This is a genomic window from Rhizorhabdus sp., from assembly GCF_018006725.1.
In the GTDB taxonomy this organism is placed as follows: domain Bacteria; phylum Pseudomonadota; class Alphaproteobacteria; order Sphingomonadales; family Sphingomonadaceae; genus Rhizorhabdus.
Window position 1 is genome coordinate 1 of record NZ_JAGMXV010000150.1, and the last position, 12,306, is coordinate 12,306.

The window sequence follows — 12,306 nt, forward strand, 5'->3', positions numbered from 1 at the left end:
GTTCGCTTCGTTGGCGCGGAGCGCCTTCTTGCGGGGCAGGAGATAGTTGCGCGCGAAGCCCGCCTTGACGGTGACGACGTCACCGATCTGGCCCAGCTTCTCGACACGCTCGAGCAGGATCACGTCCATGTTGGCGGTCCCTTCTTACTTGACGATGTAGGGAAGCAGCCCGAGATGACGGGCGCGCTTGATCGCCTTGGCGAGTTCACGCTGCTTCTTGGCGGAAACCGCAGTGATGCGGCTCGGGACGATCTTGCCGCGCTCCGAAACGAAGCCCTGCAGCAGACGAACGTCCTTGTAATCGATCCGGGGAGCGTCCTTCGCGGAGAAGGGGCAGCTCTTGCGGCGGCGGAAAAATGCGCGTGCCATGGTTTCTATCCCTCCTTACGCGACTTCGCGGTCTTCGCGACGCGGGCGGTCACCGCGCTCGCCACGACCACCTTCGCGGTCGCCACGACGGCCTTCACGCTCGCCACGGCGCATCATCGCGGACGGACCCTGCTCGAGCTCGTCGACGCGGATCGTCATGTAGCGGATCACGTCTTCGTTGATCGCGGTCTGGCGCTCCAGCTCGGCGACGACGCCGGCGGGGGCATCGATGTGAAGCATCACATAATGCGCCTTGCGGTTCTTCGCGATGCGATAGGCGAGGCTGCGGAGGCCCCAGGTTTCGGTCTTGACGACCTTGCCCTGATTGTCCTCGACGATCTTGGTGGCGGCTTCCGCCAGCGCGTCGACCTGGGCTTGTGCCAGGTCCTGACGCGCGAGAAACACATGCTCGTACAGAGCCATGTTCGCGACTTCCTTCCTTCGGCCGATCGCTGACGCCGTGCCCATCACGAACGCCCCTCCGGCTGTCTTCCAAAAAGCAACAGGGGCGGAGAGACAGGCTCCCGCCCCGGTTGGCCAAGCCTATGGAGGAAAGGCCCACAAAAGGCAAGGGCGCTCGGCGGAACCAGTCTATGCTCCGTCTGTTCACGGAGTCGCGCGGTTTCAGCGGGGGGACGGATGGCATTGTTATCACATCGACTGTCGTGCGTCGCGATCGTGATAGCGGCGGTGGCCGCAGCCCCCGTGAGTGCCGCCACGCCTCGCGAGCTTCTCGTCGAGGCTGCCTTCAAGACCCGCGACAAGACGGTGGCGCTAGACCGCATAGCGGAGGCGGAGTCGCTCGCAGGAAAGCAGATTGTGGCGAGGCCGGGCGATGAGGATGCTCGGCTGATCCGGGCTATGGCCGTCGGGTACCGCGCGAAGCTGACCCGCAACCGCAGCGATGCCCTGTCCGCGCGCAAGTCCTTCGAAGCGATCGCCGCAGCCAATCCGCGTGACGCCGAGGCGATCGCGTCGGTCGGGACCTGGCACCTGGATTCGGTGATCGATCTCGGCGCGATGATGGCGGGCCTGGCGATCGGGGCGAAGAAGGCGACCGGCTTCGGGTTGATGGATCGTGCCGTCGCGCTCGGTGGCGGTCGCGCCCTCTATCCTGGGCTGGCGGCACTGCTTCGCCTGGCCATCGATCCCGACGATGCGCGCGGCCGGCAGCTGGCCGAAGCTGCGAGTGTCGCTACGGTCAGTGCGCCGCTCGACCGTATCTTCCGCAATGCCGCCATCGCCATATTGGTGCCGTTGAAAGCGGGCGACGACCACGCGACCCAGAAACTGGCACGCGAGCTACTCCCCTTCGGCCGGCTGTCGGGCTGATCCTGGCCGGCTTTGCGCTTGCCAGTGCGATAAAGCTTTTCTAGTGGCGGCGGCCTTAGCGAGGGAGCCGTCCATGCGTGCATTCATCTTTCCGGGACAGGGCAGCCAGGCCGTCGGCATGGGCAAGGCCCTCGCCGATGCCAGCGTCGTCGCGCGCGAGGTGTTTCAGGAAGTCGACGACGCGCTCGGCCAGAATCTGTTCAGGCTGATGGTCGAAGGACCGGCCGACGAACTGACCCTGACCGAAAATGCCCAGCCGGCGATCATGGCGAACGCCATCGCGACGCTGCGCGTGCTGCAGAAGGAAGGGGGCATCAGCCTGGCCGACAAGGCGGCCTTCGTCGCCGGTCACAGCCTGGGTGAATATAGTGCATTGTGCGCGGCCGACGCGATCGACCTGTCGACCACGGCCCGGCTGCTCAAGCTGCGCGGCCAGTCGATGCAGGCGGCGGTGCCGGTCGGCGTCGGTGCGATGGCGGTGTTCCTGGGCCTCGACTTCGAAGGTGCCAAGGCGGTCGCGGACGAGGCAGCGCAGGGCGAGGTCTGTCAGGCTGCCAATGACAACAGCAACCGCCAGGTTGTCGTGTCGGGCCACAAGGATGCCGTCGAGCGGGCCATCGAGATTGCGAAGGCGAAGGGGGCGCGTCGTGCGATGCTGCTTCCAGTGTCCGCGCCCTTCCACTGCGCGCTGATGCAGCCTGCCGCCGACGCCATGGCCGACGCGCTTGGCAAGACCGCCGTGCAGGCGCCGCTCGTACCTGTTTATGCCAATGTCCTTGCAGCGCCCGTGTCCGACCCGGCGGAGATCGTCCGCCTGCTGGTCGAGCAGGTGACCGGCACGGTTCGCTGGCGCGAAAGCGTCGCCGTCATGGCCGATGCCGGCGTCGAGCAGTTCGTCGAGTTCGGCGGCAAGGTCGTCGGGCCGATGGTCAAGGACATCACCGACAAGGCGACCGCGACCAGCATCGTCACCATGGCGGACATCGAGGCGCTGGCCGCGAGCCTCTGACGGGGTGGCGCGGCTTGCCACCCGCCCTCGGGCGGGGGTAGAGAGCGCGCCACGCGACCGCCACGATGCGGTCATTTCGCGGCAAGCCGCGTAAGCAGAAGATAGAAGGGCGATGCACATGTTCGATCTTTCGGGCCGCACGGCACTTGTTACGGGCGCGAGCGGCGGCATCGGTTCGGCCATCGCCAAGGCGCTCGCGGCGCAGGGCGCGCGCGTTGCGCTGTCCGGCACCCGTGAGGAGGCGCTGAACGCCGTCGCCGCCGAGATCGGCGGGGACACCGTCGTCCTGCCGTGCAATCTCGGCGATGCCGAAGCGGTCGACGGCCTCGTCCCGCGTGCGGTCGAAGCGCTCGGCGGCAAGCTCGACATCCTCGTCAACAATGCCGGCGTGACCCGCGACAATCTGGTCATGCGGATGAAGGACGAGGAGTGGGATCAGGTGATCTCGGTCAACCTCGAAGCCGCCTTCCGCCTGATCCGCGCCGCCGCCAAGCCGATGATGAAGGCGCGCCATGGCCGCGTCATCACGATCACTTCGGTCGTCGGGACCACCGGCAATCCGGGGCAGGCGAACTATGCTGCCTCGAAAGCCGGACTGGTGGGCATGTCGAAGGCGCTCGCGCAGGAGCTGGCGAGCCGCAACATCACCGTCAATTGCGTGGCCCCCGGCTTCATCGCTTCGGCGATGACCGACGTTCTGCCCGATGCGCAGAAGGACGCGCTGCTGACCAAGATCCCGGCCGGCAAGCTGGGTGAGGGCGACGACATCGCCGCCGCCGTCGTCTATCTTGCCAGCAGCGAGGCGTCCTACGTCACCGGCCAGACCCTGCACGTCAACGGCGGGATGGCCATGATCTGAGCAGTGCAGGCCGATGGCGGGCCGATTGCGGTCCTGCGTCGTCAATGCATGCTTGCAAGCAAAGTCGCCCCCCGTTAGGGCAGGCGACAGAAACCCTAAGGAAGGTTTGGAATATGAGCGAGACCGCTGAGCGCGTTAAGAAGATCGTTGTCGAACATCTTGGCGTCGAAGCCGAGAAGGTGACCGAAGAGGCCAGCTTCATCGACGATCTGGGCGCGGACAGCCTCGACATCGTCGAGCTGGTCATGGCGTTCGAGGAAGAGTTCAGCGTCGAGATTCCCGACGACGCGGCCGAGAAGATCGCGACCGTCAAGGACGCGATCAGCTACATCGACAGCCACAAGGGCTGATCCACCCGCCCGCCGGTCGATTGATCGTCCGGGGCAGGTGATCGAACCGAGAGCTTTCGGCGGCTCCCCGACCCCGGGCCAACCGATGGGACGGGGGGCCGCTTTGCCGTTCAAGAGGATATGCAGGAGATTGCCATGCGTCGCGTGGTCGTAACCGGTCTGGGTCTTGTCACGCCGCTGGGAGCGGACGTCGAGACAGCCTGGAGCAACATCATCGCCGGCAAGTCGGGCGCTGCCCGCATCACCCGCTTCGATCCGAGCGATCAGGCGTGCACCATCGCCTGCGAGGTCAAGCCCGCCGATCATCCCTATGGCTTCGACGCCGGCAAGCGCGTCGACCACAAGGTGCAGCGCCAGGTCGATCCGTTCATCGTCTATGGCATCGATGCCGCCGGCCAGGCGCTCGAAGATGCCGGCCTGACCGACATGAGCGAAGAGATGAGCTATCGCGCCGGTCTCTCGATCGGTTCGGGCATCGGCGGCCTTCCCGGCATAGAAAGCGAGTCGATCGTCCTCCACGAAAAGGGTCCGCGTCGTGTCAGCCCGCATTTCGTGCACGGCCGCCTGATCAACCTGATCTCGGGTCAGGTCTCGATCAAATATGGCCTGCGCGGTCCGAACCATGCGGTGGTCACCGCCTGCTCGACCGGTGCGCACGCCATCGGCGACGCCGCGCGCATGATCGCGATGGACGATGCCGACATCATGGTGGCGGGCGGCGCCGAAGGCGCGATCTGCCCCTTGGGCATCGCCGGCTTCGCTCAGGCCCGCGCGCTGTCGACCGCCTATAACGACACGCCCGAAAAGGCCTCGCGCCCCTATGACAAGGGCCGTGACGGCTTCGTCATGGGCGAGGGCGCCGGCATCGTTGTGCTCGAGGAATATGAGCATGCGAAGGCGCGCGGCGCAAAGATCTATGCCGAGGTCATCGGCTATGGCCTGTCGGGCGACGCCTATCACGTCACCGCGCCGCATCCGGAAGGTTCGGGTGCCTATCGCTCGATGGCGATGGCGCTCAAGAAGTCGGGCCTGCAGCCGTCCGACATCGATTACATCAACGCCCATGGCACCTCGACCCCGCTCGGCGACGAGCTCGAGGCGGGCGCGGTCCGCCGTCTGTTTGGCGATGCGCTGAAGACCGTGTCGATGAGCTCGACCAAGTCGGCGATCGGCCACCTTCTGGGTGGTGCAGGCGCGGTCGAGTCGATCTTCTGCATCCTGGCGCTGCGCGATCAGATCGTGCCGCCGACGCTGAACCTCGAAAATCCGAGCGACGGCCTCGAGGATTTCGACCTGGTTCCGCTCAAGGCCAAGAAGCGCAAGGTGAAGGCCGTGCTGAACAACAGCTTCGGCTTTGGCGGCACCAACGCCAGCTTGATCATGCGCGCCATCGAGGACTGACCCGGTCGTGGCCCGCCGCCGCAAGCCTTCGATCATCGGCCGGCTCCTCGTGCTGGTCGTGATCCTGGCCTTGCTGGCGGGCGGGGCTGCGGCGTGGATCTCGCGCGATTGGTGGGGGCAGGGGCCTCTGACGAAGGAAGCCAGCGTCGTCGTCCGCAAGGGCGATACGCTGGCGGCTGCAGCACGGGCCTTGGAGAAGGCAGGGGCGATCCGCTCGACCACCAATTTCCTGCGCTTCGCCCGTCGCTTCGGATCGGACGAACCGGTCCGCGCTGGCGAGTTCACCATACCGGCGGGGGCCAGCGGGCTCCAGATCCTCGACATCCTCCAGCACGGCACCCCGGTGCAGCATCTCGTCACCATCCCTGAGGGCATGCCTTCGATCCTGGTGCGTGAGAGGCTGCTGGCCGAACCGCTGCTGACCGGCACCATCGACGTACCGGCCGAAGGATCGGTGCTGCCCGACAGCTATGCGTTCGAAGCCGGTGAGCCGCGCGCGGCGGTCCTCGCCCGGATGCAGATGGCGATGCGCAAGGCGATCGACGAGGCCTGGGAGGGGCGCAAGCCGACAACGGCGGTCACGAACAAGCGCGACGTGGTGATCCTCGCCTCGATCGTCGAGAAGGAAACCGGCATCGCTTCCGAACGGCCGATGGTCGCCTCGGTCTATTCCAACCGGCTGCGGCAGGGGATGAAGCTGCAGGCCGACCCGACGGTCATATACCCGATCACCAAGGGCAAGCCCCTCGGCCGCCGCATCCGCCAGTCCGAACTGCGCGCGGTAAACGGCTACAACACTTATGCATCGCCCGGCCTGCCCGACGGCCCGATCGCCAACCCGAGCAAGGCCGCGATCGAAGCGGTGCTCGATCCTGCAAAGAGCAGCGCGCTCTATTTCGTCGCGGACGGGAAGGGCGGCCATATCTTCGCGAACACTCTGGCCGAGCACAATGCCAACGTGCAGCGTTACTACGCGATCCGGAGAGCGCGCGGCGAGATGTGAGGGCGCTCGTCGCCCCTTCGGGGGCGGCTTAGACCTGTCCGTCGCCCGAGCAACTACTTAACGCTGAGCTGCAAATACCCTGATCGGTCGTTCAGCTTTCCACCATCGCGCTCGTTGTGCCGCGAGTGGATGTAGTCTGCCCCGTTAGAGGCGCAGACCCGTCGCCTCCGGCAGACCCAGCGCAATGTTGAGGTTCTGGACCGCTGCGCCGGCCGCGCCCTTGCCGAGATTGTCGAGCAGCGCGACGAGGCGGGCCTGGCCGGCTTTCTCGTCCGCGTAGACATAAAGGTCGAGGCGGTCGGTGCCAGCGGCCTGTTCGATCAGCAGCGCGGACGGGCGATCCCCATGGACGCGGACGATCTGGCTGCCATCATAGGCGACCGCCAGCGCGTCGTGGAGCGCGGCGCCGCTCGGGCGGCCGGGAAGGAGATGCAGGTGGAGCGGCACCTCGACCAGCATGCCGCGATAGGTGCGCGCGACCGAGGGGAAGAAGATCGGCGGATGATCGAGCCCGGCGTGGCGCTGCATTTCGGGCACATGCTTGTGGCCGAGGCCGAGCGCATAGGCGCGGAAGGCGCTGTCGGTGGCGTCGGCGGAGGCCGGATCCTCGTACATCGCGATCATCGCCTTGCCGCCGCCCGAATAGCCCGAGGCGGCGTTGACCGACAGCGGGGTGGAGGCAGGTAGCAGGCCGACGCGGACCAGTGGACGCACGAGCGCCAGGAAACCGGTGGGGTAGCAACCGGGGTTGGAGATGCGCCGCGCTTCGGCGAGCTTCTCGCGCTGGCCCGGATCGAGCTCGGCGAAGCCATAGGCCCAGCCTTGGGCGGTGCGGTGCGCCGTCGAGGCGTCGACCACGCGCACATCGGGGTTGGTGATCAGCGAGACCGCCTCGCGCGCGGCGTCGTCGGGCAGGCACAGCACGACGGCATCGGCGCCATTCAGCGCTTCGGCACGCGCGGCGGGGTCCTTGCGGCGCGCCTCAGCGATCGTGACGATCTCAATGTCGGGACGGCCGGCGAGCCGCTCCGCGATCTCCAGCCCGGTGGTGCCGGCGGCGCCGTCGATGAAGACCTTTGCGGTCATGCTGTCAGTCTCCGCCGGCTCAGGATCGGCCGGTCATGATTGGGTTGAAGGCGGGCGACGACGTCGGCCAGCGGTTCGATGACGACGGCCATCCAGTGCGCATTGGAGTGGATCAGGCGCTCGGCGTCCACCATAAGTCCCACATGACCGGGGAAACTGACGATGTCGCCGCGACGCAGCGGCTCGTTGTCCGCAAGTTCCATGCCGATGTCGTGGCGCTGCATGTCGGTGTCGCGTGGTGCGCTGTGGCCCGCTGCGGCGAGGGCCAGTTGGACGAGACCCGAGCAATCGATCCCGTCGCCACCGCGCCCGCCCCACAGATAGGGCATGCCGAGGCAGAGCTCTGCAACTGTGACTGGATCGGCAGCCAACTCGTCGATCGCCATCACATGGCGCAAGTGGATATGGCCGAGGTCGGTCTTGAGAAAAGTTCCTTCGACCGTGCCGCTCACGCGCGCTCCGACCGGCAGCGTGGCGACAAGAGCGGCCTTGATCGACGCGTCGGCAAAGACCAGCGCTTCGCGCGCCGAGATCCGGTGCGTCGGCACGATGGGTTCGCCGAGATGCGCAGTCTCGACATAGCCCACATAATGGTCGTGGAGCGAATAGCCCCATGCCCAGCCTGCTGTGATTTCCAGTACGGCAAAGCCTTCGCCGGGAAGCAGTTGCGACACGGCCTCAGCCGAGGCCGAGGCAGCGCTGCGCATGAAGACCGTCGCCAGGGCTGAGCGCGGCATGGGTGCGGCATAATGAGGAGCGAACAAGGTGCCGGCCAGAGCCACATCGGCGATGTCCGGCCGGAATGCGTGTACTCTCTTGTCGATCGCGCGCGTCGGGCCGTCTAGGGCGAAGGTCGAGACGGGCGGCGTCTGACTCAGCGTAGCGTCAGCCCCCCAGCTTCTCGATGTCGATGGATTTTCCGAAGGCATCGAGGAAGGCAGCCCCTTTTTCCGTCTTGGCGACAAAGATGTTGCGGCGATCATTATCGTCGCGTTCCCGGCGCAGATAGCCGAGCGACCCCAATGTATTCAAGGCGCGCGTTATCACCGGCTTCGACACGCCCAATTGCTGGGCGAGGCCGCGTACCGTGTGGGGGCCAGGGGTGATGTAGCTGATGAGCAGAAGCGCCATCTGCCGATTGGTGAGGTCGGGCTGCCCCGAACGGACATAAGCGACCAGCGCGCGCATCCATTGGGAAAGCTGATTGTCGGACATAATGTTGCTCGTCTCGTTCCACAGATGCAGGATCGGGCATGGACCCGTCGGTGAGAACGCGTCCGTGACCGTTTCGTTTCACTGCCGAAGTGCGAGAGTGGCGCTTTCGTCGCCGGAGATGTTCGTTTTGCCTTAGTCGGCGCTAAATCGCGATTTCAAAAGGCTAAAGGCGCAGCGGAGCCCCAGTGCGTCTCCGCCCTTGGGGCGTCCCGGCTTCGGGGAAGGGCGCCAGGCGAAGGTGTCGAAATGGGCCCAGGGCAGCCCATCGGGTACGAAGCGTTGCAGAAACAGGGCTGCGGTAACTGCGCCGGCCATGCCACCTTCGCCGGCGTTGTTGATGTCAGCCACGTTCGATTTGAGCATGTCGGCATAGTCGGCCCATAGCGGCATCCGCCAGTGCGGGTCGGAGGCCGTCGCGGCCGCTGCGGCGAGATCGGCGGCGAGCGTCTCGTCGTTGCAGAACAGCGCCGGAAGGTCCGGCCCAAGCGCTACCCGCGCAGCACCGGTAAGGGTCGCGAAGTCGAGCATCAGCACAGGCTTGTCCTCGCCCGCGCGTGTCAGTGCGTCGCCAAGGACGAGACGTCCTTCGGCATCGGTGTTGCCGATCTCGACCGACAGCCCCTTGCGGGTCCGCAAAACGTCGCCGGGGCGGAAGGCGTTGCCGGCGACGGCATTCTCGACGGCGGGTATCAGCAGATGGAGGCGGACCGGGAGGCGGGCTTCCATCACCAGATGAGCGAGGGCAAGCGCATGCGCCGCCCCGCCCATGTCCTTCTTCATCAGCAGCATCGCCGACGACGGCTTGAGATCTAGCCCGCCCGAATCGAAGCAGACGCCCTTGCCGACGACGGCGATGCGGGGATGGCCGGGATCGCCCCATTCACATTCGATCAGCCGGGGCGCGCGATCGCGGCTCGCCGCGCGGCCGACCGCTGCGATCATCGGATAGTCGCGGTCGAGGACATCGCCCTGCGTTACGCGGAACTCGGCGCCATGGCGCTGCGCTATCCGCTCGGCCGCTTCCGCCAACTCGGCAGGCCCCATGTCCTGCGCCGGCGTGTCGACCAGATCGCGGACCAGCGCGACCGCCTCGGCGAGCGCCAGCGTCTCGGCCATGGCCTTGACGTCGCGCGTCAGCAGGATGCGCGCGGGCAGGGGATCGGGCTTCGACAGATAGCGGTCGAAGCGATGCTGGGCGAGCAGCCATCCCAGCGCGCCGGCCCCGGTGCCCTCGCCTTCGATCCGGTAGGTGCCAGCCGGCAGTTTGACCGCCACCGCCGCGATGTCCCAAGGGCCCGGGGCCTTGGCGAGGCCATAAGCGACCGACCAGTCATCGTCCTTCTTGCCGGGCAGGACGACGATCTCGCCAGGCTTGGCGCGGAACTGGGCGGCGGTGCAAAGGGCGCGCGCGGCAGGCGTTTGCTGCAGCAGCCAGGTGTCGAGACCCTCGGCGGCCACGGGAACCAAGCTGTGGGCCTTTTGCCCCCGGTCGGGCTGCAGCAGCGCGGTGAAATCGGTCATGGGCTCTCCTAGCGGTCGAGCAATATGTGCATGCGCGCGGTCGCGATCGGCTTGGATCGATCGTCCTGCCAGCAGACCGCACTGGCATTGGCGACACGCTTGCCGACGCGAACGACCTGCGCCACCGCATGGGTGTCGGTCATCAGTCCGCCGCGCAGATAGTCGACCGCGATGTTGATCGGCTTGAGCCTGGGCATGGCCTCCTGGTCGCGCAACTCCTGGCTCAGCGCTTCATAGCAGGCCATTTCCAGCAGGCCCGCGATCACGCCGCCGTGGAGGAAGCCCGGTCGCCCCTCGATCTCGTCATGCCAGCCGATGGTGATGATCGGTTCGCCCGTCGCGCTGTTGCGGCGCGCGCCGATCATGTTGGCGTAGGGGGAGGTGAAGCTCATCAGTCGCCCGTGAAGAAGAAGGTGGCAAGCGCATGGGCGACGGGATCCTCGGGATCGCCGTCATGGGCCAGGCAGCGGACGAAGGCGACATTGCGCGCGACGCGGTAGCAGGTCGCTCTGGCGGTGATCGCGCGACCGGGCGGCGCGGCGCGGACATAGTCGATCCGCAGGTCGAGCGTCGCCATCGGCCGGACGCGCTTGATCTTCGCCGCTATCGAGAAGCCGCAGGCGCTGTCGATCAGCGAGATGATCGGGCCCGAGGCGAGCACGCCATTTTCGGCGTTCATCGCGAGCGAAGGCTTGTAGTCGAAGCCGAGTTCCGCCCAGTCGTCGCCATGGGCGACGTAGCGCAAGCCGAGCTGGCCGGCATGGCCCGCCATCATGCGGTCTAACCGGCTGAGGTCGAGAGTGTCAGACATATGCAGAGGCATAGGCCCTTGGCGGTGCGACGCAATCCCCGCGTGCGATCAGATCGTCGTCTGCGATCCCAGCTCGACCACGCGGTTCGCCGGGATGCGGAAGAAGTCGGTCGGGTCCGATGCGTTGCGGTAGAGGAAGATGAACAGAAGATCCTGCCAGAAGGGCATGCCGCTGTGCTTCGACGGGCGCAGGGTCGAGCGACCGATGAAATAGCTGGTCTGCATCGGTTCGAGCTTGTTGTCGCCCTGGCGCAGCGCAAAGGCGAGGTCGCGGGGAATATCCGGGCTCTCCATGAAGCCGTAGCTGAGAACCGCGCGGGTGAAATTCTCGTCGATATTGGTCATGTCCAGCCGCTTGGCCGGGGAGACCGTCGGGCTGTCCACCGTATTGATCGTGAGCGCGAGATTGCGCTCGTGCAGGATCTTGTTGTGCTTGAGGTTGTGAAGCAGCGCGCTCGGCGCGGCTTCCATGTCCGACGACAGGAAGATGGCCATGCCCGGCACGCGCTCTGGCGGGCGGGCGCGCAGCATCCGGGCGAGTTCGTCGAGTTCGATCGACTGGCTCTGGTCGATCGAGAGCAGCAGCTTGCGGCCGCGCACCCAGGTGGCGATCAGCGTCGCGACGCCGAGCGCGATGATCAGCGGAGCCCAGCCGCCTTCGTAGACGCGCAGGATGTTGGCGCCGAAGAAGAAGATATCGAGCAGCAGCAGGGGTATGATCACACCCAGCGTCAGCGGCAGGCTCCAGCCCCAGGTCCGTCGCACGACGAGGAAGCCCAGACAGGTGGTGACCACCATCGTGCCCGAGACCGAAATGCCGTAGGCGGCCGCCATCGCGGAGGAGGAGCCGAAACCCAGCACGAGGATCAGCACGCCGGCGAGCAGGAAATTGTTGATCGCGGGCAGATAGATCTGCCCGGCATCGGTGGCGGAGGTCTGGCTGATCTTGAGGCGGGGGAGCAGGCCCAGCTGTATCGCCTGACGTGTCAGAGAATAGGCGCCGGTGATCACGGCCTGGCTGGCGATGACCGTCGCACAGGTCGCCAGCAGAACCAGTGGAATGCGGGCCGCGCCCGGCGCCATCAGGAAGAACCAGTCCTGGTTGGTGAACTCGGTCCCGCGCCGTGCGGCCTCCTCCAGCGCATTCAGCGCGAAGGCGCCCTGGCCGAGATAGTTGAGGGCAAGGGCCGGGAAAACGATGAACAGCCAGCCGGTACGGATCGGCTGCACGCCGAAATGGCCCATGTCGGCGGTCAGCGCCTCGGCGCCGGTCACGGTCAGGAACACCGCACCGATGACGAACAGGCCGGTCGTGCCATGGTTCGCCATGAACAGCACGCCATTGTGGGG

At 66.3% G+C, this 12,306-nt stretch carries 16 protein-coding genes; 6 read left to right on the plus strand and 10 right to left on the minus strand.

Annotated elements, in window-relative coordinates; all coding sequences use genetic code 11:
• From KAY22_RS18230 to rpsF, 3 genes are all read right to left on the minus strand, one after another.
• On the minus strand, nt 1-129 hold a 129-nt coding region (locus KAY22_RS18230; RefSeq protein WP_296624726.1), incomplete at its 3' end, for a bL9 family ribosomal protein.
• A 15-nt stretch (nt 130-144) separates the two neighbouring features.
• Nucleotides 145-369 carry a 30S ribosomal protein S18 gene (gene rpsR / locus KAY22_RS18235; protein ID WP_165321330.1) on the minus strand — a complete coding sequence of 75 codons (225 nt, stop codon included), beginning with the start codon at nt 367-369 and terminating at the stop codon, nt 145-147.
• Nucleotides 370-384: 15 nt separating this feature from the next.
• Nucleotides 385-792: a 30S ribosomal protein S6 gene (gene rpsF / locus KAY22_RS18240; protein ID WP_296624713.1), complete on the minus strand. Its 408-nt coding sequence runs from the start codon at nt 790-792 to the stop codon at nt 385-387.
• A 216-nt stretch (nt 793-1,008) separates the two neighbouring features.
• On the opposite strand from rpsF, the gene KAY22_RS18245 reads away from it, so the two are divergent.
• The 6 genes from KAY22_RS18245 to mltG all read left to right on the plus strand — a co-directional run bounded on the left by KAY22_RS18245 (nt 1,009) and on the right by mltG (nt 6,323).
• Nucleotides 1,009-1,701: a hypothetical protein gene (locus KAY22_RS18245; RefSeq protein WP_296624714.1), complete on the plus strand. Its 693-nt coding sequence runs from the start codon at nt 1,009-1,011 to the stop codon at nt 1,699-1,701.
• 73 nt (nt 1,702-1,774) lie between these two features.
• Entirely contained in the window at nt 1,775-2,710 is a 936-nt protein-coding gene (gene fabD, locus KAY22_RS18250) for an ACP S-malonyltransferase (RefSeq protein WP_296624715.1), read from the plus strand.
• A 118-nt stretch (nt 2,711-2,828) separates the two neighbouring features.
• Nucleotides 2,829-3,569 (plus strand): 3-oxoacyl-[acyl-carrier-protein] reductase, encoded by a 741-nt coding sequence (gene fabG, locus KAY22_RS18255; protein WP_296624716.1) that lies wholly within the window; start codon nt 2,829-2,831, stop codon nt 3,567-3,569.
• 113 nt (nt 3,570-3,682) lie between these two features.
• Nucleotides 3,683-3,919, plus strand: coding sequence for an acyl carrier protein (locus KAY22_RS18260; RefSeq protein ID WP_296624717.1), 237 nt, complete (start codon nt 3,683-3,685; stop codon nt 3,917-3,919).
• Nucleotides 3,920-4,054: 135 nt separating this feature from the next.
• Nucleotides 4,055-5,320: a beta-ketoacyl-ACP synthase II gene (fabF, locus tag KAY22_RS18265; protein ID WP_296624718.1), complete on the plus strand. Its 1,266-nt coding sequence runs from the start codon at nt 4,055-4,057 to the stop codon at nt 5,318-5,320.
• A 31-nt stretch (nt 5,321-5,351) separates the two neighbouring features.
• Nucleotides 5,352-6,323, plus strand: a complete 972-nt coding sequence (gene mltG / locus KAY22_RS18270; protein WP_296624727.1) for an endolytic transglycosylase MltG — start codon at nt 5,352-5,354, stop codon at nt 6,321-6,323.
• A gap of 144 nt (nt 6,324-6,467) precedes the next feature.
• Here mltG and argC read toward each other — a convergent pair whose 3' ends face one another.
• The 7 genes from argC to KAY22_RS18305 all read right to left on the minus strand — a co-directional run.
• On the minus strand, nt 6,468-7,409 hold the full coding sequence (gene argC, locus KAY22_RS18275) for an N-acetyl-gamma-glutamyl-phosphate reductase (RefSeq protein ID WP_296624719.1): 942 nt from the start codon (nt 7,407-7,409) through the stop codon (nt 6,468-6,470).
• The gene (locus KAY22_RS18280) at nt 7,406-8,146 is read right to left on the minus strand and encodes an NlpC/P60 family protein (protein WP_366514106.1); all 741 of its coding nucleotides are present in this window, start codon (nt 8,144-8,146) and stop codon (nt 7,406-7,408) included. The genes argC and KAY22_RS18280 overlap by 4 nt, the downstream gene beginning before the upstream one ends.
• A gap of 148 nt (nt 8,147-8,294) precedes the next feature.
• A complete protein-coding gene (locus KAY22_RS18285; RefSeq protein WP_296624721.1) occupies nt 8,295-8,624 on the minus strand; it encodes a MarR family winged helix-turn-helix transcriptional regulator in 330 nt (109 codons plus the stop codon).
• Between the two features lie 132 nt (nt 8,625-8,756).
• On the minus strand, nt 8,757-10,145 hold the full coding sequence (locus KAY22_RS18290; protein WP_296624722.1) for a M17 family metallopeptidase: 1,389 nt from the start codon (nt 10,143-10,145) through the stop codon (nt 8,757-8,759).
• A gap of 8 nt (nt 10,146-10,153) precedes the next feature.
• Nucleotides 10,154-10,537 carry a PaaI family thioesterase gene (locus KAY22_RS18295; RefSeq protein WP_296624723.1) on the minus strand — a complete coding sequence of 128 codons (384 nt, stop codon included), beginning with the start codon at nt 10,535-10,537 and terminating at the stop codon, nt 10,154-10,156.
• Entirely contained in the window at nt 10,537-10,956 is a 420-nt protein-coding gene (locus KAY22_RS18300) for a PaaI family thioesterase (protein ID WP_296624724.1), read from the minus strand. The genes KAY22_RS18295 and KAY22_RS18300 overlap by 1 nt, the downstream gene beginning before the upstream one ends.
• Before the next feature lie 48 nt (nt 10,957-11,004).
• The coding region (locus KAY22_RS18305; RefSeq protein WP_296624725.1) for a KUP/HAK/KT family potassium transporter at nt 11,005-12,306 on the minus strand (1,302 nt) is incomplete at its 5' end.